The sequence below is a fragment of the Bradyrhizobium sp. AZCC 2289 genome (assembly GCF_036924615.1).
GTDB lineage: Bacteria > Pseudomonadota > Alphaproteobacteria > Rhizobiales > Xanthobacteraceae > Bradyrhizobium.
This window is the reverse complement of record NZ_JAZHRY010000001.1, coordinates 3,237,436-3,260,394: the sequence shown is the minus strand read 5'-3', so window position 1 is coordinate 3,260,394 and position 22,959 is coordinate 3,237,436. Positions and strand designations below refer to the sequence as shown.

Genomic DNA, 22,959 nt, shown 5'->3' with positions numbered 1-22,959 from the left:
TCTCTCGTTCGCTTTGTTTAACGCAAGAAGATGTATCGGCGGCGGGTCATCTCGGCACTTTATGTGTCCTTCCCGAGGACACATAAAGCCAGCTGGCTAGGACATATGCTTACGATAACAAACTGTCGTGGGGCTGCTGTTCGGCAGATTTGCGTGCAAAAACGGGAACTGCCGCCATAAATGACTCAATGCCGCCGTTTGGCACGGCCGTTGCAAATGCATGTGCTGACGAAAACAGGACTTGGGTGCGGCGATTGCTGCGTTCGTGCACGAGACACACGGATTATGTTCAAAGTGAAAATTGTTCAGCCTGGGCAAGAAGGATTCGTCACGCTGCATCTTGATGAGAAATGTCTCGTCGAGGATAGCGCGCTGCGGTCGAGCAGACTGCTTTAAGCATGGTGCGTGGTAAGTGGTTCACCGCCGGCCTTAGTGAAGCTCGTTAGGAGGGACGGAACAAGTGTCAGCACATTCGGAACCTGGAGCGGGTAATCCAGCGGAAGCATTGCCCGTCTTGCCGACCGAGCAGGGATTCAATCTCCTGTCTGGCGTGAGGATCATCGATCTGACGACATCTATTGCGGGTCCGTCAGCCACGGTGCTGCTTGCGGACATGGGGGCCGAGGTTTTCAAGATCGAGAAGCCGAACGGAGGCGATGACGCACGTTCGTGGGGACCACCGTTTCTGGCTGACGAATCGCTATGGTTCCTCAGCGTCAATCGCAACAAGAAGAGCGTCGCTCTCGACTACTCCCAACCGGAGGGTCTGGATATACTCTATCAGCTGGTGCGCTGCGCTGACATTGTTGTGGCGAGCGTTCCGCCACGCGTCGCCCGAAAGCTCAAGGTTGATGCGGAGACGCTGCGGCATCTCTATCCAAACCTCATCTATGTGTCGATAACGGGCTTCGGCCTTGCAGGCGAACGATCGGACTGGACGTGTTACGATCTCATTGCGGAAGGCTATTCCGGTATCATGGATCTGACGGGTGATGCCGGGGGGCAGCCGCAGAAGATCGGCGCTCCTGCCGCGGACATGTTGGCGGGGCAGGACGCGGCGTGTTCGGCGGTTTCGGCGCTGTATGCGCGACAACAGACTGGCGTAGGCCATGTCATTGACGTTGCGCTAGTGGATTCCATGACACGTTTTCTCCGCTGCCGAATCGTGCCGTATCTGGGCTCAGGAGAAGTGCCCACGCGAAGCGGAGGTAAGGATAGCGTCATTGCAATATACCAAACCTTCGAGACGGCTGATTTACCCATCACACTCGGGTTGGGAAGCGACAATCTCTGGCAGCGATTCTGGACCGCGATTGGCCGGCCTGAGATGGTCGATATGCCCGGCATGACGACGAATGCGCAACGGCGCAGTAAGCGTCAGCAGATCGTCGCCATGATCTCAGACATCCTCCGGAAAGAGCCGCAAGATTATTGGCTTGCGCTGCTCCGCGAAGCCCGTGTTCCTGCCGGACCGATCAATTCGGTCGCCCAGGTCGTCTGTGACGGGGCACTGATCGATCGACGGATGTTCTACCGCTCCGAAACTGCTGGAGGACGGCTCGTGCCGCAAGTGGGTACGGGTATCGTGATTGATGGCTGCTCCAACGTCCCACGCGCCATGGCGCCTCGTCTTGGGGAGCATACCGAGAGCGTGCTGCGCGGGCTTCTTGGGGTTGACGAAACCCAGCTTAAAAGGCTGCACGAGAAATGCATAACTGGAGGGATGCGCCTATGAACTTCGAAACGATCATTTATGAAGAAGACGGTCCTATCGGCCAGATCACCCTCAACCGGCCCGATGACGGAAACATGTTCACGGTGGCCATGTGCCACGAGATCCGTGACTGTATCAACGCGATCCGCCGCGAAACTCGAACCCAGGTTATCGTGATAACAGGCGCTGGCGACAAGTTCTTCTGCATCGGCGGACGAAAGGAAGGAATGGAGAAGACGTCGCTCTATGCGGGTGTCCTGCCTACACTGGAGATGTACGAGTCCATCGATCGGCTGCAGAAGCCGGTGATCGCGAGCGTTAATGGTTTCGCCGTGGGCGGCGGCAATGTGTTGCACGTGGTTTGCGATCTGACTATTGCGAAGGAAAGCGCCGTCTTTCGTCAGGTCGGCCCCATGATGGGCTCGTTCGATGCGGGATACGGCACATGGTATCTGGAAGATCTGGTCGGCAAGAAGAGGGCAAAGGAGATGTGGTACGCCAATCCCAAGATCTCCGCCAAGCAGGCTCTTGAGATCGGTCTAATCAACAGGGTCGTTCCCGACGATAAGTTGAAGGAAGAGACAAGGAAGTTCGCTCTCGAGGTCGCGGACCGCGGCCCATTCGCCCTTGCGGCCATCAAGGGAGCGTTCAACGCACGCCATGGTGGCGTGTCGGGGTTGGCGCGGGTGTCGCACGATTTGCTACTTCGAGCCTATCTTGACACCGAAGAGAGCCTTGAGCTGTCTGCGTCATTTGCCGCCAGACGTAAGCCCGACTCGACGAAATTTGGGAAATGATTCCAGCGCGGGTTTGGAGATTGCCTTGAGATTGGCTTTCTGAGCGGCGTACTTGGTGGCGAATACGGAGCCAACCTCTAATGAAAATCTTCGAACAGATCGAGCGCCGGAGGAAGTGGAACGAGAACGAGCGCTTGCTCCTGGATCAGGTCGACCGCGTTGTGGAGGAGGTCATCGCTCCCAATGCGGCTCATGTGGACGAGACCGGCAAGTTTCCTTGGGCGAGCGTCGAAGCGATAAACACGCTTGGTTTGAACACGATCTTCATCCCGGAAGCTTACGGCGGCGTTCCTATGTCGTTCAGACTCTATCTGGCGGTTGTCCGGCGCATTTCAGAAGCGTGCGCGTCAACGGGCATCATTTACGCCACGAACTTTCATGCGATGAAGCCACTGATCGAATTCGGCTCCGATGAACAGAAGCACCGGCTGCTGCCGCTTATTTCCAAAGGCGGTCTTGCTTCTCTGGCGATCACGGAGGAATCCGCGGGATCGGACGCCACGGGTATGAAGACGACATTTCGTCCCGATGGTGACGCCGTCGTTGTCGATGGTTCGAAACTGTTCATTACAAGTGGTGACGTGGCCGATCGTATTCTGCTGTTTGGCAAATATTCAGAGATCGACGATCCCAAAAAGAGTATATCGGTTCTTGTTCTCGAGAAGGGAACGCCTGGATTTGAAGTGCTGCGCCTTGAGCAAAAAATGGGACATCGCGGCTCCTCGACGGCGGCTCTGAGGTTCGACAGCTGCCGTGTTCCCCGGGCAAACCTTGTCGGGAAGCCGGGCGATGGATTGGCGATTTTGCTTGAGTCGCTCAACAGGTCTAGGCCGAGCGTTGCAGCACACGCGATGGGCATCGCCATGGCTGCCTTTAAGGATATGATGAGCTACATGAACCTGCGGCGGCAATCGGGCCGCAAGATCAGCGAGTTTCAGGCCAATCAATTCTTGCTTGCCGACCTTGCGACCGATCTCGCGATGACGGACGCGTGGCTCGACTATCTGGCCGATCTAATCGAGACCGGCGTCGACGATTTCGGTCTTGAAGCGTCGATGGCGAAGATGCGTGCGTCCGATCTTGCGATGCGGGTTGCGACAGAGGCTGTCCAGATGCATGGGGGATATGGTTACTGCCGCGACTATCGCGTGGAGCGTCTCATGCGAGACGCAAAGGTCACTCAGATTTGGGAAGGAACAAATCAGGTGCATCGGCAGCTGATCGGACGGAGCTTTGCGACAAAATGAGAAGGCAGATCAAGACGGTCGGAGTCTGTGGTGCCGGCGGAACAATGGGAGCGGGCATTGCTCTTGTGTCTGCGCGTGCCGGCTTTCTGACCATTTCCTACGACAGGTCTGGCGAAAGTCTCGAAAGGGCTGCAAAAGAATCGGCGGTGTTTCTCGGAAGATCGGTCGAGCGCGGCAAGTTGAAGCCGGAGACGCGGGACGGGATTCTTGCGGTCATGAGCCAAACCACCGACATCGGCGATCTGGAATCATGTGATCTCGTAGTCGAAGCCGTATTTGAAGATCTCGGCATTAAACGCGATCTTCTGAAACGGCTTGGTTCGGTGTGTGCGGAGAACGCCATCTTCGCATCCAACACGTCTACGCTTTCGATCACGGAGATTGCGGCCGGATCGATCCGTCCCGAACGGGTCGTTGGCATGCACTTCTGCCTTCCGGCGCAGCTGATGAAGCTGATCGAGATGTCGCCGGGAATCTTGACCTCCGAAGAGGTCTTCAAGACAGCTTGGGAATGGACAGAAGCCTGCGGCCAAGCACCCGTAAAGACGGAGGATAAGCCGGGCTTCATTCTTAACGCCCTGCTGGTTCCCTTCAATAACGACGCCATTCGTGCCGTGGAAGCGGGGGTTGCTTCGGCCGCTGACATCGACACGGCAATCAAGGTAGGGCTCGGTTATAAAATGGGGCCGCTCGAACTCGTCGATCTGGTCGGCCTGGACACACAGATCCGCCTCTGCGAGGCGTTCTATCCCATTACACTTGATCCGCGAGCCGCAGCCCCTCCGCTGCTGAGACGGATGGTCGCCGCCGGTTTACTCGGACGTAAATCAGGGCGCGGCTTCTTCAGTTACGACGGCAACGCGATGTTCGGAGCTTGACTGATGCGTTATGCGATCTTTTTGAACGGCGAAAGCCGATCATTTCCCGATACCGATCCCCTTCACGCAGGAGAGACACATATCGAGCGAGCGGAAGTCGTGCTTTATAGCGGGGTGCCATTCAAGGAGGATGTCGCAAAAGCGTTGATCCTGATCGAACTCGGCGATGAGTCATTGGCGGAGCATGTTGGCGAGGAAGGCATCCCTAATGTCCTTGGTTTTGTCCGATACCGGAACGGGGACGATGCCCCTTCCAACTTGGTGGAGCTCGTCAAGCAAGCCGCTCATGGCGAGAAGATCATTTCGATCGCACGGAAATTCTTTCAATTTCGCGAACTCCAGGTTTCGGTTTCGAGCGATCAGATTGGTCGTATTATCAACCGGCTGGTCCTGGCGAAATACAACGCCGCTCTTCGGTTTATCGATGAAGGGTTGGCAACGCAGCAGGATATGGACAATACGTGCAAGCTGGGGCTCGGCTATCCGGATGGCCCGATTGAGCGGGTCATCCGCGGTGGGTTGAAGCATCACTATGCGAGGACTCAAGCGTTGTTTGAGACGTATGGGACGCCTGCCTACGCGCCGCCACGGCGCGCCATCGCGGCAGCTCGGTTTCCCCGGCGCAATGAGAAAGCCGACAAGTGACAGCCCTGGAGCTCAGTCATGAGACGTGTGGCTTGAAAGAAATGCCATCTTGGGCGGCGAGGCACGTCCGTCTGCGCGTGGTGCAGGTAAATTTAAGAGCTGAGCGGGGCAAACGGCGCGGACAAAAGGATATTTGAAATCTGCTCACGAGGTCTCTGAAGACGTTGCAGAAGGAGTGAGCTGGGGTTAGGCACTGCGTGATCGTGCTGCGGTCTCAATTCTCAGCGGGCTGAACGCGACGCCACAAATCGTCAACCGCGTAGCTATCGAGGAAGGCGGTCACGCGCGTCGCCTTTCCGTTGCGCATGGTGAGAAGCCACACATAGCTGTTTGTGTAGGGTTTCCCGTCGTTTGCCAGTCCCGAGCCGTCCATGTGCGCAATGATGGTGTCACCGTCAGCGTAGATGCCATGAATCTTCCGGAGTCGGAACCGATCCTTAGATCGCGAGAACCGTGCCTCGAACGGGCGAAACACCTTCTGGGACACTTCGGCCAGACTGTGCATCGTTCCGGAGATAAGCGAATTCCCGGGGATTGTCCACTCGACGTCCTCGGCAAGAAGTTTCTTTATGTCTGTCGGGTCCCCGGCCATCAAGGCGTTCAATGCAGCTTCGATTTTGGCTTTGTTTGCGGAAGTCACGGTGTTTTTCTCATTACTGTTCTTCATCGGTACCTCCTACGCGAAAGCTGGACCCGCGGCCGCAGCAGTACGGTGACAGGACTCGAGCGGCGACACATCATTCAAATCAAGTTAGTGCATCATATGCCAAACTTGCAAGGTGTAGCGCCCAATTGCCTGACTGTGCAGAAATCGGCAAGGTTGTCAGCGACCGAATTTGAACAGCAGCTTCCTCTTATTCTCCTCGACCTCCGTCACCATCGTTGAACACATAGCTTGGCGCGGTAGCAGAGAATGGGGGCTCCCTCGGAGCGCAGCCCAGAGCGCCTCCCAGAAGCGACGCAACGATCTTAATCGCCGGTACCATCGAGCTCTCGACGAAATCGGAGACATCGAAAAAACGTGAGCAGAGGGTGAAGCGAAGCTTTGATTTCGCGCTTCGAGGAGCGAGGAAGGTATTGAGGTTCGCGCATTGATGAACCTCGCGGCTACGGACAATACTCTGAACGAATATTCGGCCAAGCTAGCGGAGGATCACATAGGGGGCAAGGATCGATCCCGATCTGAGCGTCGTAGCTTCGTTCAGGGAGTGGCAAAATCACTTCAGGACAAAGTCGTCATTGTTACCGGCGCAGGGCGCGGTATCAGGCGGGAGATCGCGCTGGTCTGTGCGGCTGAGGGCGCCAAGGTCGTGGTCAACGACCCCGGCGGAGCGCCTGATGGCGCTGGAACAGACGCAGCGCCGGCCGAGGAGGTTGTGGAGGAAATCCGCAAAGCCGGCGGAACGGCTGTGCCTAACTTCGAGACTGTCGCCGAAGCCATTCTGGCCAGCAGAATCGTCAAGCAAGCGGTCGACGCGTTTGGAAGGCTAGATGGTGTCGTCAAAAACGCCGGCATTCTACTTCAGAAGCAAGCTGCTCGGCTTCGAGGAACTGCCCGTCAGCAGCACGAGCGCGGCACGTTGCAGCAGCGGTGAAGGATTGGGGCCCGCGGTTTGCCCACGGAACGGAAGGAGGCATCGGCCGGAAAGCATCGGAGAATATCTGATAGTATCGCCACGCCGCGAGCAGAGCAAGCTGCGCCGTTTCGGGACAAAGGTGTGCCGGACCCAGTCTGGGCTCAGCCCTCACAGCAGTAACTCTCAGCAACGCGCATGTGTGATGAATTGTGTTCAGTAGGATGCTGAGAAATATTCGCTTCTATCCAATTCCGCCTCGGTCTTAATCCTCTAGAAAAATGCCATTGCGGGCTTGAGGCATGCCGAGATACTTCTTCCACATTTTTTATGGGCACTCGCACCAAGACAAGAACGGCGAGGAAATGCACGACGATCACGCTGCGTGGCGCGGCGCGATCGAACTAGCGCGAACCATTGGCGATGCCATCCTGCCGGCAGAGGGATGGTGCTTAGAAGTTCTCGACGGGGAAGTGCCTGTTTTTCGGATTGAAGTATCTACTCGGAAACTTCGGTAACCCATAGATCATCAGCGCGCTTCGGCACCATATCGCGAACCCGGGCCGACGTGGAAGGATGACCTTCAGGTCCCGAGTCGACCCGGCTTTGAGACGCGCGTTAGCTCCAGCACGGCGGAATTGCGCCGGGCGCGACACTCACGGCTACACCGTTTGCCGTCGCACAGCTCTCTTACCGAGCCCTATTCATTGATGGCGATGGCGATACTTGGCAGCTGCACATAATTTGAAAGGAATGCCAGATTGTGGACTAGCATGAACGTCACCGTCCGGACAGGCTGACACCGACATTGTTGTGCAGGATGTCGACGCGGTCCCAGCGGTCGCAGGCGTCCCGGACCATCGCCTCGATGTCGGCTCTCTTGCTCACGTCCGCCTTGAACGCAACCGCGGTGCCGCCCTTGGCCGCGATCATGTCAACGGTTCAAATCCGGATGATGATCGACGGACAGCACCTTGGCGTCTTCGCGCGCAAAGGTCAGCGTGGTGGAAGGCGCGGCCGTTGTCGATACCTTCGCCGGGACTCAGTCCGGCGCCGACGACGATGGCGATGCGATCTCTCAGGCGCATGTCACTTCACTCCCGGGATTGGGTACTGCTGAAGTACTTCTTTGTAGTAGGGCTCGTTGTCGATTTGCATGGTGGCGAGCACGCGCACCACGGCGCAGTAGAACGCGATGGTGAGGACAAGGTCGGTCATCTCTTCGTCCGGTGAGGTGCTGCTTGATCTCAGCGGGTCGCCTCCGACATCGCGAGCTCGCCCACTATCTCGCGCGCGCCGCGCAGGATGGCCCTTGCCAATGGTTCCAGCTTCGACGGTTTTCCTTCCGTCTCCGCCATCATGGCCTGGATGTCGTCGTCGGTGACGCCGAACTCCTTGCCGATCTTCACATGGTGGGTGAACTCATATTCCGATTTCTCCAGCCATCCGACCTGCAGGATCGCGACCTCACGCAACCGCGGGTCGAGCTTGCTCCTGAAGCGGATATAGCCGCCCATGCCGCTGAAGGCGCGCGCCATGTCCGGCGAGTTCACCAGCGGCTTGTGCAAATTGGTGTTGCGCTGGAGCATGTCGCGATATTCGGGCGCGGCCTGGTCGGCTTCGAGATGGGGTAGGCGGGCCATCGTGGTTGTTCTTGATTTGCTGAGGCTGTCGGTTCAGCACTTAGAGCGCTTTGCTTCAATAATATTCCCTCCATCGCGGGAGCATCCCGTTCACGCGATAGATTGTAGTGCGCTCGGCTCGATGGTCAGACTGCCAATAAACGAGCGCCTGCAGAAGGTCGGTGGTGGCGATTTTCCGCGCGCGGTAGCCGAGAGCGTCCGTCAATTGTTCATCAAAACCGACGTAGAGGGCCTGATTGGGGGCGGCCGACACGAATGCGACACCGATCAGTTGAACAGGCGTAACGGCCCTCTCGATCGGGCGCTCGACACGCGGATGAGCGATCTCAAAGTAAAGATCCGAACCTGCGGGCGGCTAGTTCCTGTCGTTCCTAGCCGGAGGACGAGCATCGGCCGATAGGTAGCCGAGTGCAGCACGAGCCGCACCTATCTGACGAGTGCCCAGCAGGAGGTTCGAACCTAAGCGAGCTGAGTCTCGCTTAGCTTGACGAGATTCTTCACCTTTGGACGCAGCAGACCGATGAGATCACACAGGCGATGGGACTTGCCGGCGGCTCGAACAGCCAAGTCTCGAAACCGTGCAAAGGAAATCGGCGAGCCGTGAAGACCTCAAACGGAAAGCTACCGGCTCTATACGTGGCTCGCCCGCGTAAGCCGTCCATCATAATGCGGATCTTGTCCTCCGCCGAATAAGGCGTTGCGCGTCAGCTCGGTTGATGGCTCTCACGAGCCATCGGTCGATGCGGCCCCTGTCCGGCTTTTTGGTTCACCTGTTTCCAGAGATCCACTCCTCGACCCAGCCGATCGGTCTTACGCGCGCCTAAGCCGGACAGACGGCGTCAAGCCTTCGAGGTGGGCGTCAGACCAGATGCCTGTCTGACTAGCGGCGCCCTTGCCATCTGGCTGAACTTAGGAAGCGGAGATAATCACCATACCAAATCCGCCCTCTGCCCTCATACGAATTTAGCGAAACTCATCCGCCTCAACACGTCTATCAGGCAAAAGCCTGATCGCTTGTTATCGGCGAGAGCGCGAGGCAATTCGGCATAATCGGGCCGTGGGTGAAGGTCAAAGGCTGAGACAGGCGCTCTAGAGACAATCTTTCTTTCCCTCTTAAACGAGTGGCGTGGTGGTCACGATGAACCGTTCGAAGCAGAGCGGATTGATTTTCCTCGATTGGTGCCTTCCAATCAGGTAAAGCTAGTGGGCAGCCGGTACAATTCTTCAAATACCGTCGTCCCAATTGTATGTCCGGAAGAGATGTCCGCGGGATACTCGAAGAACATGTATGAACTGCCGCGCCGGAATCCTTGACGATGTGGGCGATCTCCTTCTCGGTCAGGTAGCGGCCGATTGCGTGTAATAGATCCCGCTTCGCTGTGCGGATCAGCAGATCTCCATGAAGGCGAAGCGGCTTTCCATCAAGAGCGCGGTGTGGTCGCCGGCCTTCAGGCCGAGCGAGCGAAACAGGTGGGCGACCTGGTTCGAAAGCTCGTTGAGCTTGCGATAGGTGGTCGTCTTGCCGGTGCCCGCCATCTGGTAGGCGATCTTGTTCGGCATGGGTGCGCGCGTGGATGGACGGATGGGTCATGCGTGTTTCCTCAAGGAATCAAAAGTGGTCGTCCCGGCGAAAGTCGGAACCGGTAACAAATGCTTTCTATTGTCGGACTGAGCTGGAACCCCAGCTGTGCCTAGCAACATTGTTCTATGGTTGATGAGGTGGACGGCCCCCTACGGCATCAAGTGTGCCAGAATGTTGCAAATCTCAGACAAGGGAGCCGTCCGTGAAGCAGATTATCCGCATTGGAATGGATACGCCGAAACATATTTTTCAGCTGCATGGGGTTGATGCCGCCGAGCAGCCGGTATTGCGCAAGCGGCTTTCGCGCAAGCAAATGCTGGAGTTCTTTGCCAACCTACCACCAACCGTGATCGGAATGGAGGCTTGCGGGGCGTCGCAATATTGGGCGCGGGAGCTTTCCAAGCTCGGGCATGAGGTGAAGCTGATGGCCCCGCAGTTGGTGAAGCCCTACGTATCACGGAACAAGAACGACTGGCGGGATGCGGAAGGGCTGTGTGAAGCGATGAGCCGGCCGAGCATGCGGTTTGTGCCGGTAAAGACGGCCGAGCAACAGGCTGCGCTGATGCTGACGGGAATCCGCGATGGACTGATCGCCCGGCGCACCCAGCTGAGCAACACGATCCGCGGCTACGCGGCAGAGTTTGGCCTGATCGCGCCCAAGGGCCTCGACAAGATCGAGCCGCTGTTGACGCAGATTGCGCAGGACGAGAGCCTGCCCGCAATGGCGCGCGAACTGTTTGCGGTACCGGGGCGCGAATATGCGCGGCTACAAGCCGGACTCAAGCAGATCGAGGCCAAGCTGTTGGCCTGGCACCGGGCTGATGCCCTCAGCCGGCGCTTGGCGCAGATCCCCTCGATCGGCCCGATCATTGCGACGAGGTTGGTGATGAAGACGCCCGATCCGCGTGCGTTCCGCTCCGGCCGGCACTTTGCGGCCTGGCTGGGCCTCACACCCAAGGATCATTCGACCGCCGGCAAGACAAGGCTTGGCAAGATCACGCGGGCCGGCGACGAGGACCTGCGCCGCTTGCTCGTGGCAGGAGCGACCGCGGTGTGATCCAGCAGGTTCGGCGCGGCCGCGGCCATCCCTCGCGCTGGCTGGTCGCGCTGCTTAAGCGCAAGCCGCCAAAGCTGGCCGCCGTGGCGCTCGGTTGCCCGCATCGCCTGGAAGCTGATGGCGACAGGCGAGAGTTACGATGCCGCACGGATGAATGCCATCCCGACATTCGCCGCTTAACAGATTGGCCGGCCGGCGGGTTCGCCCACCGGCCGACCCGGAGCTGCAAGAGCAGATGGAGGATCGGTCAATCAACGATGCGAGACAATCCTTGGGACCCATTGGCCGCTAGCAGGCCGCCAGGTTGTTTGGAACTCGCCTCGCGCAAACCATCTTGGCCAGCGATCAATCCGATCGCATCAACAGGCCGGACATATGGATGCAAGCGATCCGATCACGTCAAAAAGCTCTTGTGCCACGGGGGCCGTCCACATATGGGTCCCGGCTTTCGCCGGGACGACACCATTTTTGTTGAAGCGTCCTATAGCCGCTCAACAATCGTCACGTTGGCCATGCCGCCGCCTTCGCACATGGTCTGCAGGCCCCAGCGCTTGTTGCGCTGCTGCAGGGTGTTGACCAAGGTCGTCATCAGCTTGGTGCCAGAGCCGCCGAGCGGATGGCCGAGCGCGATCGCGCCGCCATTGACGTTGAGCCGGGCCGCATCGGCGCCGGTGGTCTTCAGCCACGCGGTCGGCACCGAGGCGAACGCCTCGTTGACCTCGAACAGGTCGATGTCGTCGATCTTCATGCCCGCCTTCTTCAGCGCGCGTTCTGTCGCCGGAAGCGGCGCCTCCAGCATGATGACGGGATCATGGCCCATCATGGTCATGTGGTGGATGCGCGCCATCGGCTTGACGCCGAGCGACTTCAGGGCCCTCTCGTTGACGACCATCACGCCGGAGGCGCCGTCGCAGATCTGGCTGGCGCTCGCCGCGGTCAGCCGGCCGTTCTCGGCGATCAGCTTGACGCCCTTGATGCCGTCGAGGCTGGCGTCGAAGCGGATGCCTTCGTCGATGTGGTGGGTGTCGGTCGAGCCGTCGGCGCGGGTGATCTTGACCGGCACGATCTCGTTCTTGAAATGGCCGGCCTGAGTCGCGGCAATCGCGCGCTGGTGGCTGTTGTAGGAGTACTCGTCGAGTTCGTCCTTGGAGAGCCCATACTTCTCCGCCATCATTTCAGCGCCGGTGAACTGGCTGAACATGATGTTGGGATAACGCGCCTCCATGCCCGGGCTCTTGTAATGGCCGAACCCGTTCTTGGCGGGGAGCTGCGAGGCGAGGCCCATCGGCACGCGCGTCATCGATTCCACGCCGGCCGCGATCACCACGTCCATGGTGCCGGACATCACCGCCTGCGCGGCGAAATGCAGCGCCTGCTGCGAGGAGCCGCACTGGCGGTCGATCGAGGTGCCCGGCACGCTCTCCGGCAGCTTCGAGGCCATGATGGCGTTGCGGGCGATGTTGTTGGACTGCTCGCCGAGCTGCATCACGCAGCCCATGATCACGTCCTCGATCTGCGCTGGGTCGACGGCGGTGCGCTCGACCAACGCATCCAGCACGGTCGCGGCGAGGTCGGCCGGATGCCAGTCCGCAAGACGTCCCCCCTTGCGGCCGCCGGCGGTGCGGGCGGTGGCGACGATATAGGCCTCGGCCATGTCTTTCTCCCTGATGTTCTGGATTGGGTTTCAAAAGAGATGGGCCGGATTTAAAGGGCGGCTCCGTATCTAGTCAATGGCGGGCGTTGAAGCCTTACGCTCAAAAATATCCGTACCAATCATCCTTGATCTGTAGTGGTGTCAACGAGTGAGGATCTGTACAGCAGTTCTTGGCGCAAAGGGGAAAGCCACAATTCCTGCAAGGACAGTTGCGCCCGACCTCCGAGGACCCCACGCCCACGGCTGTCGCTGCCGCAGTCTTGGTCTTGCCTTTGGTTGTCATAGGCCAAGCCTTTATAGATTTCCAGTTCGATCCTTTATGGTTGACCCAAGGGATCATTTGAAATTGAACTAGCGTTCAGTTGACGGATATGGCGACGTCTTGCGGGCGTGTGACCTAAAGAAGGACCGTACATGGAAGAAGCAGACCAAGGACGGTTCGTCAGTGCAGGTTCGCGACGTTCGCGACGAGCTTGCGCTCGGCCGCTCTAAGTGCAGACTGAACCGAGGGCGAAGAATGTCTCCTACGATATTTCACCAGCTGGCGGCCTCGTCCGCGGAGAGCAGAGTCGATCGACTGCCTGCCAACATGGTGGACGAAAGCAAGCGCATCCTGCTCGGTTACATCGGCTGCGCTGTGGCGGCTAATGACGAGCCGAAGGGCCACGCGGGCACTCGGACTCTCAGCAGCAAGGAGCGTTTCGCCGGCCGGCCCGTTGCTTCTCAATATCGGGACGACGGAACAAAGCCCCAGCGGACGATCGACAAGGCAAGCATGCTTGGGCAGCAGGGCGCAGCAATGTTGCTTTCGCCAGTTTCATCCGGCGCGACGTCGACGGTCAGCAGTCCATCTCCGGAAAGCTGAAGATGCCGATGTGCTGGGCGATCCCGGCCGCTGAGAAGATCACGATGAAAGGCAATCAGCCTGGCGTGTTCTCGGTGGCGCCAACTATCTACATGCTGATGCGCGCGGTGACAGGACGGTTGGCTGGGCGGCTACATGAAGCCGACGTCCCCGCGTATTTTGGCAAGGCCGTCGCAAGCGAGGAGTTCGGCCAAACGGGTCTCGATGTCGACGAGGTGGCTCCAGCCATCGGTACGCATCCGATGCAAAACACTGTGGGTGCGATGACGGCTGTGCAGGGTGGACAACATGAACTGGTCATTATTGCTGGCCCAGGTCCTGGCAGGCGTCGCCAATGGCGGACTGTACGTCCTGGTCGCATCTGGGCTCACGCTGCTTTGGGGCGCGCTCGGCGTCGTCAACCTCGCGCACGGGTTCATGCTCGCCGCATTCGGCGCCGCGGCGTGTATCCCGCAGTGGGGACAGAGGCGGGCTTTGTGGTCGAGTGCCTCGCCGTTCCGCTCGGCGCACTCGTCGGTACTGGGCTGGAGGATTCGCTGTTCCGCCGCGTCTATTGCTCTTCTCCTGCACGAGCGGCGAGGCGTCGACGAGGTGTCGAAATTCTTCGTCGCGCCGCTCCTGGATTCCCAACGCCGGCTGCTTGCGGAAGGCATCAAGGCCGGCGGGCTCCGCGAGATCGACCAGTGCTGTTCTACACCAGTCTGACCGGCGTCTGCGATCATCTGCTCTTCGGCCGTCACGCGACGTCGCGCGGTCGGCGTCGGCCCGGTCACCGACGAAGTCTGCCGCGATTACATCAAGCACATGGAAGCCTAGATCCTCGACGGCATGCTCAATCCGAAGAATGAAAGGGCAGCGGTTCCGGCCGGGTAACAAGTTTAAAGTCTAATGAAAGAAATGCTCAAGGAAAGGTGGTTCTCATGCAGTTGAAAGATGTTGTCGTTCTCATCACCGGCGGTGGCTCTGGTCTTGGTGCCGCGACCGCCCGCGCCATGGCCGCGAAGGGCGCCAAGATCGGCGTGCTCGACCAGAACAAGGAGAATGCCGAGAAGGTTGCGGCGGAAGTGAAGGGCGTCGCGCTTCATGCCGACGTCACCAGCGAAGAGCAGGTCAAGGCGGCGATCGCCAAGGCAGAAAGCGCGCACGGCATTGCGCGGGTGCTGATGAACTGCGCCGGCATCGGCGGTCCACAGCGCGTGGTCGGCCGCGACGGCGTCTATCCCTTAGAGAAGTTCGCTCGCATCATCAACGTCAATTTGATCGGCACCTTCAACGTGCTGCGCCTGTTCGCCGAGCGCCTTGCCACCGCCGAGACCATCGGCGAAGAGCGCGGCGTCGTCATCAACACCGCTTCCGTCGCCGCGTATGAGGGGCAGATCGGCCAGATCGCTTACTCCGCTTCGAAGGGCGGCGTCGTCGGCCTCACGCTGCCGGCGGCGCGCGATCTCGCCAGCCTGAAGATCCGCGTCAACACGATCGCGCCCGGCATCTTCTTCACGCCGCTCATGATGGGTATCACCGAGGAAGCTCGCAAGAGCCTGGGCGCCCAGGTGCCGCATCCTGCCCGCCTCGGCGAACCCGACGAATACGGCGCGCTCGCCGTGCACATCGTCGAGAACGCGATGCTCAACGGCGAAACCATCCGCCTCGACGGCGCCATCCGCATGGCGCCTCGCTAACGGCAAACTCTGCCGGAGTCCCGGCAATTGCGCACTGGAGCCTGGACCCATCCTCCCGGCGCGCATCGAGAAACCAGAGGTAACTAATCTCGAGGTTCCAGGTTCGCGCTGCTCGCGCCCCGGAACGACAACAAGAAGAAAGGTAAGCGCCATGAATTTCGATTTTTCCGACGAACAGAAGCAGATGCGCGACGAGGCGCGGAAATTCCTCTCTGAAAAGTGTCCACCCAAGGCGGTGCGCGCCGTTCTGGATGGCAAGGCGGCCTATGACAAGGATCTCTGGAAGGGCCTCGCCGAGATGGGTTTCCTCGGCGTCGCGATCCCCGAGAAGTTCGGCGGCGCGGGTGCCGGCCATCTCGAGCTCTGCGTGATCGGGGAGGAGATGGGCCGCGCGCTGGCGCCGGTGCCGTTCTCATCGACCGTCTATCTCGCCGCCGAAGCGATCCTGATTGCGGGCAGCGATGCGCAGAAGCAGAAATGGCTGCCGAAGATCGCCTCCGGTGAAGCGATCGGTACGCTGGCGCTGTTCGAGGGCAAGGGCAATCCTTCGCCGAAGGCGATCAAGCTCGCGGCGTCCGGCGGCACGCTCAATGGTGTCAAGAAGCCGGTGCCGGATGGCGCTATCGCCGATTTTGCCGTGGTGGCCGCGCGCACCGGCTCCACCGGGCGCGATTCCGATATCTCGCTGTTCCTGGTCGACCTCAAGGCCGGCGGCGTCGAAGTGAAGTCGCTGACCAATCTCGATCCGACCCGCGGTCAGGCCGAACTGACTTTCAAGAATGCCAAGGCCGAGCCGCTCGGTGCGACCGGCGACGGCTGGAGCATCCTGTCGCAGGTGCTCGACCGTGCCGCGGTGCTCGTCGCGTTCGAGCAGGTCGGCGGCGCCGACCGCGCGCTGGAAATGGGCCGCGACTACGCGCTCGATCGTATCGCCTTCGGCCGGCCGATCGGCTCGTTCCAGGCGGTCAAGCATATGCTGGCCGACATGTATGTCTCGGCGACGCTGGCGCGCTCGAACTGCTATTACGGCGCCTGGGCGCTCTCGACCAACGCTTCGGAACTGCCGGAAGCCGCAGCCGCCGCGCGCATCAGCGCGACGCAGGCGTTCCAGCACTGCGCCAAGAACAACATCCAGGTCCATGGCGGCATGGGTTTCACCTGGGAGTTCGACTGCCACATGTATTACCGCCGCGCCAACGCGGTGGCGCTCGGGCTCGGCAGTCTGTCCTATTGGGAAGATCAGCTGATCGACCGCATGCGCAAGAAGAACGCGGCGTAACGTATTGCTCGTGTCCCGGACGCGATGCAGCGCTTTGGCCGCTGCTTCGCAGAGCCGGGACCCATTGATGGACCCCGGATCAGCAGCGCACCGCTTCGCGCTGCGCAGCATCCGGGTAACGCACCGAGAGAAAGAGTACGACCATGAACTTCGACGACACTCCGCAGGAAGCCGCGTTTCGCGCCGAGGCGAAGGCATGGATATCTGCCAACGCGCCAAAGCAATATGAGGAGGAGCTGCGCAAATCCTCGCTCGGCCGCACTCAGCTCACGGGCGCCAACAGCCTCGAGGTGGCAAAGGCCTCGCAGAAGAAGAAGGCCGATGCCGGCTGGGCCTGCCTGCACTGGCCCAGGGAATATGGCGGCCGCGGCTCATCGCCGATCGAACGCGTGATCTGGCAGCAGGAAGAGGGCCCGTTCGGCAAGCTCTCGGGCATGTTCATTATCGGCCACGGCATGTGCGGCCCGACCATGATGGCGTTCGCCGGCGAGGAGCAGAAACGCAAATATCTGCCGCCGCTGGCGTCCGGCGAAAAGGTCTGGTGCCAGCTGTTCTCCGAACCGGCCGGTGGTTCCGACGTCGCGGGCCTGCGCACCCGCGCGGAGAAGAACGGCGACGACTGGATCATCAACGGCCAAAAAATCTGGACCTCGGGCGCGCATTATTCCGACTACGGCATTCTGCTCACCCGGACTGATCCGAATGTCGCCAAGCACAAGGGCCTCACCATGTTCTTCCTGGACATGAAGAGTTCAGGCGTCGAAGTGAGACCAATCAAGCAGGCCAGCGGACAGTCCGACTTCAACGAGGTCTACTTCACCGATGTGAAGATCCCGGACTCGCAGCGGCTGGGCGCCGTCAATGACGGCTGGAACGTGTCGCTGACCACGCTGATGAACGAGCGCATGTCGATCGGCGCCGGCGTCGCCACCGGCTTTCCGGAACTGTTCGAGTTCTGCAACAGCCTGATGCTGGAGGATGGCCCGGCGATCGAAGACCGCGGCGTGCGCTCAAAGCTCGCCAACTGGGCGGTGAAGGCGAGCGGGCTGAAATACACCAGCATGCGCGCGATCTCGGCGCTGTCGAAGGGCGACCGGCCGGGACCGGAAAATTCGATCGGCAAGCTCGTCGCCGGCTCGATGATCCAGGACGTCGCGACCTATGCGCTCGACCTGCAGGGCGCTGCCGGCGTGCTGAGCGGCCCGGAGGATGCGGAAGTCGCCGGCAAATTCCAGGCGATGCTGCTGCGCGCACCGGGCACCCGCGTCGAGGGCGGCACCGACGAGATCATGCGCAACATCATCGCCGAGCGCGTACTCGGCCTGCCCGGCGATATCAGGGTCGACAAGGACGTGCCGTTCAACCAGATACCGACCAAGGGAAGAGCTTGAAGACCCTCATCCTTGTAAGTCACGACTCGCTGGATCGGCTAGATTGGCCGCTGCGGTAACGGACGGGAGACCGCTTCATCCAAGGGCATTGAAGCCGTGCACTGGCCGAAGCGTGGCTGACGCATTTCATTATAACTCAAAAGTTTTGGTGGAACAGGGCATTGATGCTCGGGAGATTGAGATCGCCGCGCCGGAATTTGAGCCACTCTTTGTCAGCATCGCGAGCGAGCTGAACCCAGTCCACGAGCTTATTCGACGCAAGTGGATTGTATCTCGACTGAGGGCTAGCGCGACCTAGGCCGCGCGGCATTTATTGCGATCGCGCGTTTTGATTCTCGGGACTCCAGAGCGACTTTCAGGCGGGCGTTTCTAAGCGATGCCTGAGTGCGGGGAGCCGTTTCGCGAACTCGATCAGTTCGCGGACACCGAATTCGCCAAAAACGAATTCATCGAGTGCCTTCTGTCGTGCTGCGACGGCCCCGAATTGTTTGTAACTTTTGTCTGTCAGCGACATCTCTACGACACGGGCGTCGCTTGCGGAAGGCTTGCGCCGCAGGAAGCTTTTTTTTCCAGCTGCTTTGATTGGGTCGTGACAAATGAAGGGGCGACGCGCATCAATTTCGATACCACGTTGACCGGAACACCATTTTTCCTGTCCAGATCCGCCAAGGCCATCAAGATCATCCACTGTGGCCCAGTTATGCCAAGCACATTGGCCCGGAACGGGCGAAGCTCCTCCAGACAGACATTGATGGATCTGATCTCCCACACGAAACACCGAGCCACCTTCTCACCTTCAGCAGAGCTACTCTCGACTGCTGTTGCTAGATTAGGCGGATCCTGCGGCATCGTGTGTCAGGGCTTCCATCTTGCGCCTGTTCCTCCTTATCGCAACCAAAAAATAGAGACAAAGCCACCGGAGGAAAGTAGGTCAAACACTCGGTACGTTTCGTACAAATGTGACGCGTTTCTAACACGACGGCTGAATTAGAGACCATTCCGTACGTTACGCATGATCCTATTCCTTTCAACGGATCACCGAATTCACTAATGTTCAGAGGAGACGTCTTGTGCATTGACGAGACTCGAACAGCGGCCGGTATGACACCGATAATGCTACACGCAGGTGAGAGGGGCGAACGGAACCAAGTTGTGTGGGTGCTCCGACGATTTTCTGTTTCCAGCCGGTGAGCGCCGTGGTTCGTTGTCCTACGGGGCGGCTCCCGGTACAACGTGCAGCCTTGTGCGTGCGAGCGATGAGTTCTCTACGGAGACGTTCTCCGAACAGGAGTGCGAGTGTTCCGCAGAGAAGGGCTGTTTCCTCATCGCGCCAATTTAGAGACTGCTGCCTCTCTTCTGCGACTCTATCCAGCCGCCCACTCCTTCTGACACGGAGGTGGCGGCGGATTGGCATCAGAGGCATGCAATTCCACCGACTTAGCCTTCAGCAACATTTAATGGAGTCAAAAGCTCTCATGCGCTACCTGCTGTCCATCCTTCTCGTAATTCCCGTCCTAGTCGGCTTTGCATCCGGTTTGACCGCCGCTCCGCGAGACCGTTCGAGATATATACCGTCGCCTCCACCAGACCTTTATTGCCTTCAAGGGCGTGTCTGGGGCTATCCGGGCAATTGCCAGTTCTCGACCTATAATGAGTGCGTGGTCACTGCATCGGGCACAGACGCCTATTGCGGCGCCAATCCAATTTATGCGCTCAAGCCACGTGGACGGCAACCGCGCTGATAGTTTGCAAAACGGCAAGAGCGGATTGGCGAACGAAGGCGTGAACCGCACGGTGGTTTGCTGCTCCTGTCCTTTCGATTAAAACGGATTCTTCACGGACGTGTGGTCGGATGACGCTTTGGGAGCTCGCACCATGTCGATCAGGGCGCGAAGCGCCGCGGAAGGTTGTCTACGGCTCTGATAATAGAGGTGATAGCCTTCGATGCTGGGCGACCACTCCTTGAGTACTTGGACCAACTTGCCGGCTTTGAGGAAGGGCCGGACGAGGTCCTCCGTCAGGTACGCCAATCCGATGCCATCCACTGCCGCTTGAAGGGCTGCATCAGGACTATTCACGGTCACGACGGCCGGAGGGGAAACGATCCTTTTTCTCCCCTTCCGTTCGAAGACCCAGCGGTGCAACTCACCGTCCCGGGAAAATCGAAATGCGACGCAACGATGCGATGCGACATCGTCCGGCCTGCGCGGCACCGGGCGCTTCGCAAGATAGCCGCGACTCCCTACTACCGCTATTTGTATGGGGTGGCTCGCACGAATCGCGATCGCTTCCGCAGGTATGCGGCTTCGCTGCGCCACTCCCGCATCGAATCCTGTCGAAGCAAGATCTATCGGCGCGGGCTCGACACAGAGCTCAAGGCGCACCTCGGGGTGACTGGACACAAATCGCTCCCATATCGGCGCAATGACGATGCGCAGGATCAAATCCGTATGGGTGTAGATGCGCAAACGACCCGAAGGCCGATGCTGCTGGTCCTTCAACTCCTCCAGCGCACTTGAGATCTGCTCCATCCCAGGCCGAAGGCGCTCCAGAAGCCGAATTCCGGAGTCCGTCAAGGACACGCTGCGCGTCGTTCGATGCAGCAGCCTGACGCCGAGGCGCTCCTCGAGTTGCCGTATTGAATGGCTGAGGGCAGATGAGGTTAGCCCCAGATGGGCTGCTGCCCCGCGAAAACTGAGATGATCGGCGATTGCTAGGAACGTGTTGAGATCCGAAAAATCGCTGCGGTGCATTGATGAGTTTCCTTCAGCGGAGAGGTATAAGATTTTCATTTAGGCAGGTTTGCGTCAATACGTGAATGAGTCCTGCTGCGGCGCAGCCCAACCCGACTACCGGCAGTCTTCATATACGGGGAGCGAGGGGCGCAAATAGCGGGGAGATACGGAAGAGATGCAGGGTCTATCGGCTTCATCGGTGTCGGCAACATGGGACGCGCATGGCGCGGCGCCTAGTCGCGGCCGGCCACAGGGGCCGTGTCTGCGATCCAGTGACGCCGCGCGGGCGGCGTCCGACGCTCCGGGCTGTAGCGTAACCGTTCGCGCACTTCATTGTGCGGAGGACGAGATTATTATCCTCATGTGGCCGTTGCGGCTCAAATCATCGACGTGACAACCGGAGTCGATGGCCTCGACTGACCGCTCCCGAGTAGCCTGCGCCCCATTACAGAATCAGAGAGGCAAAGCCGGGCGCGGTTCGTCAACGCATCGGTGAGCAGAGCCCCTTTTTGAAGCGGAGCTGAGAGCGCTGGGTGGTCATAGGCGAGTTCCGTGTGACGTCGGCGATATCCTCCCGATCCTGAAAGTCATGGGTAATCAGATCCACCGACGCGTATCGATAGGTGCACGGTCAGCGGTCACTTTCCTAACGCTCGCTAACCCACTCGGCGAATGCATTCAGCTTCGTCAGCTTTGGATTTAGAGTCCCTTTTTTGGGATCCGTAAACCCCTCGCCTTTAGGCGACGGGATGCGGTAGCATCCTTATATTATTCAGACGGCGAAATCCGGCAGTCACACGATATGGGATTGCAAATATCATATCGTATGTACCCGGTTGGGGATGTCGGGCTGCGTGCAAGAGAGTTGCTACCGGAAATCAGCCGTAGCCACGAGATGTCGATCTACGCCGGGGCGATAAACCGAGACCATGTTCACTTGCTGCTTTCGATCCCTCCGCACCTGTCGGTGTCGCGCGCGGTGCAGTACCTGAAGGGAAAGAGTTCCCATAAGCTTCTGACGGAGCATCAGTCGCTGAGGAAGCGCTATTGGGGTCAGCATCTGTGGTCGCGTGGCTACTGGGTGGCAACCAGCGGCAATGTTACCGATGAAGTCTGACATCGAAGATCAAAAACCGGAAGAGCCGGACGACAATTTCAAGGTTGTGTAAACAATCGACCCGAAGGGTCGATCAATCCGGCTTCCAGCCGTAACCTGAAGCCACCGCCTTTAGGCGGTGGAGTGTTCACAGGGAGATGTGGTCTAACCACCACTTGGGTCTCGATACGGGCAAGAATCCCGGCTGTCCGCGTATCGATATGCGCAATCCACTGTCCTCGTCGAATGCCACTGCATCGATGGTGCATACGGTGTCGTCGGTGAGTGCCGCACAAAGTCCAACGAGGCCGGAGCCCTCTGCCAGTGGCTGAGCATAGCGGCGGCCAATTGCAGGAGGGCCATGATCGATGGAAGCTGAGGAAAGGCCGTCGCGAAGCAATTCTTCACAGCGGCCTCGGCCAAATGCCGCGGGCCGTAAACGAGCTCGATAGCACAAAATCATCCCAGCACTCATGAAGTTCGCTCAGTGATAGATGAAGTTGAACCTTTCATCTGAGCGGTCCTCGCGTAGGCTCGCGGGAGCCGTGGAAATCCGTGCGAATCGAAATTCGATGGCCAAAGGGTAACCTCAATTGTTCGATGCGGATTTGGTTCGACACCCAGCGTCTAACCAGCCTGAATCTCGCACCGTCCGACGCGGTCAACGCGATTAAGGCTTAGAGCGCGCAGGCTCCGGTGGGACGATTGGGGGCCGTCCGACGGAGGAGGGCCAGCAGTTCCAGCTCAACCTGCAGACACAGGGACGGCTAAGGCCTATCTGGACCAGACTGAATTAGCTATAGAATCGATGAAGCGGGACTATCGGCGGATACTTCATGATGTTGACGTCCAGCAGGCGCAAGTGGAGCTTGATCAGGCGACCTACGACCGCTCCGCGACATTGATTAAGACGGGTGGGTATTCTACATCAACCTTCCCGTCGGAATCGTCGCCTTCGCGGGCCTCGTCGTGTTCTTGCAGGGTTCAAGAAGCAACGCGAGCGAGAAGCTGGACTGGTTCGGCTTCGGAACGCTGAGCGTCTCGATAGGAGCAATCCAGATTCTGCTCGATCGCGGCGAACAGCTCGACTGGTTTGGATCCGGCGAAATCTGGATCGAGGCGA

20 protein-coding genes and 5 pseudogenes are annotated in these 22,959 nt (G+C 59.2%); 16 read left to right on the top strand and 9 right to left on the bottom strand.

The window, feature by feature from the left end; all coding sequences use genetic code 11:
- Positions 1-514: 514 nt before the first annotated feature.
- The 5 genes from V1289_RS15720 to V1289_RS15700 all read left to right on the top strand — a co-directional run bounded on the left by V1289_RS15720 (position 515) and on the right by V1289_RS15700 (position 5,281).
- Complete coding sequence (locus V1289_RS15720; RefSeq protein ID WP_334397761.1) at positions 515-1,735, top strand: CaiB/BaiF CoA transferase family protein; 1,221 nt, start codon at positions 515-517, stop codon at positions 1,733-1,735.
- A complete protein-coding gene (locus tag V1289_RS15715) occupies positions 1,732-2,511 on the top strand; it encodes an enoyl-CoA hydratase-related protein (RefSeq protein ID WP_334397760.1) in 780 nt (259 codons plus the stop codon). The genes V1289_RS15720 and V1289_RS15715 overlap by 4 nt, the downstream gene beginning before the upstream one ends.
- Positions 2,512-2,591: 80 nt before the next feature.
- Positions 2,592-3,758, top strand: coding sequence for an acyl-CoA dehydrogenase family protein (locus tag V1289_RS15710; protein ID WP_334397759.1), 1,167 nt, complete (start codon positions 2,592-2,594; stop codon positions 3,756-3,758).
- A complete protein-coding gene (locus V1289_RS15705) occupies positions 3,755-4,636 on the top strand; it encodes a 3-hydroxyacyl-CoA dehydrogenase family protein (protein WP_334397758.1) in 882 nt (293 codons plus the stop codon). Before V1289_RS15710 ends, V1289_RS15705 begins: the two co-directional genes overlap by 4 nt.
- 3 nt (positions 4,637-4,639) lie before the next feature.
- The gene (locus V1289_RS15700) at positions 4,640-5,281 is read left to right on the top strand and encodes a 3-hydroxyacyl-CoA dehydrogenase family protein (protein WP_334397757.1); all 642 of its coding nucleotides are present in this window, start codon (positions 4,640-4,642) and stop codon (positions 5,279-5,281) included.
- 214 nt (positions 5,282-5,495) lie between these two features.
- Here the strand turns inward: V1289_RS15700 and V1289_RS15695 are convergent, their stop codons facing one another.
- Positions 5,496-5,948, bottom strand: coding sequence for a nuclear transport factor 2 family protein (locus tag V1289_RS15695; RefSeq protein WP_334397756.1), 453 nt, complete (start codon positions 5,946-5,948; stop codon positions 5,496-5,498).
- 541 nt (positions 5,949-6,489) lie between these two features.
- Here V1289_RS15695 and V1289_RS15690 point away from each other — a divergent pair.
- Together V1289_RS15690 and V1289_RS49730 are read left to right on the top strand one after the other, a co-directional pair.
- On the top strand, positions 6,490-6,876 hold the full coding sequence (locus tag V1289_RS15690; RefSeq protein WP_334407484.1) for an SDR family NAD(P)-dependent oxidoreductase: 387 nt from the start codon (positions 6,490-6,492) through the stop codon (positions 6,874-6,876).
- Positions 6,877-7,157: 281 nt separating this feature from the next.
- Entirely contained in the window at positions 7,158-7,373 is a 216-nt protein-coding gene (locus tag V1289_RS49730; RefSeq protein ID WP_442896011.1) for a DUF6894 family protein, read from the top strand.
- A 262-nt stretch (positions 7,374-7,635) separates the two neighbouring features.
- Here V1289_RS49730 and V1289_RS15685 read toward each other — a convergent pair whose 3' ends face one another.
- From V1289_RS15685 to V1289_RS15670, 4 genes and pseudogenes are all read right to left on the bottom strand, one after another.
- Positions 7,636-7,788: an SDR family NAD(P)-dependent oxidoreductase gene (locus V1289_RS15685; protein WP_334397755.1), complete on the bottom strand. Its 153-nt coding sequence runs from the start codon at positions 7,786-7,788 to the stop codon at positions 7,636-7,638.
- A 156-nt stretch (positions 7,789-7,944) separates the two neighbouring features.
- On the bottom strand, positions 7,945-8,073 hold the full coding sequence (locus V1289_RS15680; protein ID WP_334397754.1) for a hypothetical protein: 129 nt from the start codon (positions 8,071-8,073) through the stop codon (positions 7,945-7,947).
- Between the two features lie 29 nt (positions 8,074-8,102).
- Positions 8,103-8,498, bottom strand: coding sequence for a carboxymuconolactone decarboxylase family protein (locus V1289_RS15675; protein ID WP_334397753.1), 396 nt, complete (start codon positions 8,496-8,498; stop codon positions 8,103-8,105).
- Between the two features lie 1,291 nt (positions 8,499-9,789).
- Positions 9,790-10,089: pseudogene (locus tag V1289_RS15670) on the bottom strand (AMP-binding protein); the annotation flags it as partial.
- 193 nt (positions 10,090-10,282) lie between these two features.
- Between V1289_RS15670 and V1289_RS15665 the strand changes: the two are divergent.
- Positions 10,283-11,317 (top strand): annotated as a pseudogene (locus V1289_RS15665) (IS110 family transposase).
- Between the two features lie 301 nt (positions 11,318-11,618).
- On the opposite strand, the gene V1289_RS15660 reads toward V1289_RS15665, so the two are convergent.
- Positions 11,619-12,791 carry an acetyl-CoA C-acetyltransferase gene (locus V1289_RS15660; protein ID WP_334397752.1) on the bottom strand — a complete coding sequence of 391 codons (1,173 nt, stop codon included), beginning with the start codon at positions 12,789-12,791 and terminating at the stop codon, positions 11,619-11,621.
- 589 nt (positions 12,792-13,380) lie between these two features.
- Here V1289_RS15660 and V1289_RS15655 point away from each other — a divergent pair.
- Positions 13,381-13,656 carry a hypothetical protein gene (locus V1289_RS15655; RefSeq protein ID WP_334397751.1) on the top strand — a complete coding sequence of 92 codons (276 nt, stop codon included), beginning with the start codon at positions 13,381-13,383 and terminating at the stop codon, positions 13,654-13,656.
- A 131-nt stretch (positions 13,657-13,787) separates the two neighbouring features.
- Here V1289_RS15655 and V1289_RS15650 read toward each other — a convergent pair whose 3' ends face one another.
- Complete coding sequence (locus V1289_RS15650) at positions 13,788-13,946, bottom strand: hypothetical protein (RefSeq protein WP_334397750.1); 159 nt, start codon at positions 13,944-13,946, stop codon at positions 13,788-13,790.
- 262 nt (positions 13,947-14,208) lie between these two features.
- Between V1289_RS15650 and V1289_RS15645 the strand changes: the two are divergent.
- From V1289_RS15645 to V1289_RS15630, 4 genes and pseudogenes are all read left to right on the top strand, one after another.
- Positions 14,209-14,472, top strand: a pseudogene (locus V1289_RS15645) (TetR family transcriptional regulator); the annotation flags it as partial.
- Between the two features lie 104 nt (positions 14,473-14,576).
- Positions 14,577-15,335: an SDR family NAD(P)-dependent oxidoreductase gene (locus V1289_RS15640; RefSeq protein WP_334397749.1), complete on the top strand. Its 759-nt coding sequence runs from the start codon at positions 14,577-14,579 to the stop codon at positions 15,333-15,335.
- A gap of 151 nt (positions 15,336-15,486) precedes the next feature.
- The gene (locus V1289_RS15635) at positions 15,487-16,614 is read left to right on the top strand and encodes an acyl-CoA dehydrogenase family protein (protein WP_334397748.1); all 1,128 of its coding nucleotides are present in this window, start codon (positions 15,487-15,489) and stop codon (positions 16,612-16,614) included.
- 143 nt (positions 16,615-16,757) lie between these two features.
- Entirely contained in the window at positions 16,758-18,005 is a 1,248-nt protein-coding gene (locus V1289_RS15630; protein ID WP_334397747.1) for an acyl-CoA dehydrogenase, read from the top strand.
- A gap of 355 nt (positions 18,006-18,360) precedes the next feature.
- On the opposite strand, the gene V1289_RS15625 is transcribed toward V1289_RS15630, so the two are convergent.
- On the bottom strand, positions 18,361-18,693 hold the full coding sequence (locus V1289_RS15625; RefSeq protein ID WP_334397746.1) for a MarR family winged helix-turn-helix transcriptional regulator: 333 nt from the start codon (positions 18,691-18,693) through the stop codon (positions 18,361-18,363).
- A gap of 787 nt (positions 18,694-19,480) precedes the next feature.
- Between V1289_RS15625 and V1289_RS15620 the strand changes: the two genes are divergently transcribed.
- On the top strand, positions 19,481-19,747 hold the full coding sequence (locus tag V1289_RS15620) for a DUF3551 domain-containing protein (protein WP_334397745.1): 267 nt from the start codon (positions 19,481-19,483) through the stop codon (positions 19,745-19,747).
- 78 nt (positions 19,748-19,825) lie between these two features.
- Here the strand turns inward: V1289_RS15620 and V1289_RS15615 are convergent, their stop codons facing one another.
- Complete coding sequence (locus tag V1289_RS15615) at positions 19,826-20,758, bottom strand: LysR family transcriptional regulator (protein ID WP_334397744.1); 933 nt, start codon at positions 20,756-20,758, stop codon at positions 19,826-19,828.
- Positions 20,759-21,510: 752 nt separating this feature from the next.
- Here V1289_RS15615 and tnpA point away from each other — a divergent pair.
- Positions 21,511-21,909: pseudogene (tnpA, locus tag V1289_RS15610) on the top strand (IS200/IS605 family transposase).
- Positions 21,910-22,424: 515 nt separating this feature from the next.
- A pseudogene (locus tag V1289_RS15605) lies at positions 22,425-22,606 on the top strand (efflux RND transporter permease subunit); the annotation flags it as partial.
- Positions 22,607-22,959 lie beyond the last annotated feature (353 nt).

Coding starts and splice junctions, on each gene's coding strand:
- V1289_RS15685 (WP_334397755.1), bottom strand. CDS start 7,788: ATGATCGCGGCCAAGGGCGGCACCGCGGTTGCGTTCAAGGCGGACGTG.
- V1289_RS15635 (WP_334397748.1), top strand. CDS start 15,487: ATGAATTTCGATTTTTCCGACGAACAGAAGCAGATGCGCGACGAGGCG.
- V1289_RS15650 (WP_334397750.1), bottom strand. CDS start 13,946: ATGTTGTCCACCCTGCACAGCCGTCATCGCACCCACAGTGTTTTGCAT.
- V1289_RS15675 (WP_334397753.1), bottom strand. CDS start 8,498: ATGGCCCGCCTACCCCATCTCGAAGCCGACCAGGCCGCGCCCGAATAT.
- V1289_RS15620 (WP_334397745.1), top strand. CDS start 19,481: ATGCGCTACCTGCTGTCCATCCTTCTCGTAATTCCCGTCCTAGTCGGC.
- V1289_RS15715 (WP_334397760.1), top strand. CDS start 1,732: ATGAACTTCGAAACGATCATTTATGAAGAAGACGGTCCTATCGGCCAG.
- V1289_RS15640 (WP_334397749.1), top strand. CDS start 14,577: ATGCAGTTGAAAGATGTTGTCGTTCTCATCACCGGCGGTGGCTCTGGT.
- V1289_RS15615 (WP_334397744.1), bottom strand. CDS start 20,758: ATGCACCGCAGCGATTTTTCGGATCTCAACACGTTCCTAGCAATCGCC.
- V1289_RS15660 (WP_334397752.1), bottom strand. CDS start 12,791: ATGGCCGAGGCCTATATCGTCGCCACCGCCCGCACCGCCGGCGGCCGC.
- V1289_RS49730 (WP_442896011.1), top strand. CDS start 7,158: ATGCCGAGATACTTCTTCCACATTTTTTATGGGCACTCGCACCAAGAC.
- V1289_RS15710 (WP_334397759.1), top strand. CDS start 2,592: ATGAAAATCTTCGAACAGATCGAGCGCCGGAGGAAGTGGAACGAGAAC.
- V1289_RS15700 (WP_334397757.1), top strand. CDS start 4,640: ATGCGTTATGCGATCTTTTTGAACGGCGAAAGCCGATCATTTCCCGAT.
- V1289_RS15680 (WP_334397754.1), bottom strand. CDS start 8,073: ATGACCGACCTTGTCCTCACCATCGCGTTCTACTGCGCCGTGGTGCGC.
- V1289_RS15655 (WP_334397751.1), top strand. CDS start 13,381: ATGGTGGACGAAAGCAAGCGCATCCTGCTCGGTTACATCGGCTGCGCT.
- V1289_RS15630 (WP_334397747.1), top strand. CDS start 16,758: ATGAACTTCGACGACACTCCGCAGGAAGCCGCGTTTCGCGCCGAGGCG.
- V1289_RS15695 (WP_334397756.1), bottom strand. CDS start 5,948: ATGAAGAACAGTAATGAGAAAAACACCGTGACTTCCGCAAACAAAGCC.
- V1289_RS15705 (WP_334397758.1), top strand. CDS start 3,755: ATGAGAAGGCAGATCAAGACGGTCGGAGTCTGTGGTGCCGGCGGAACA.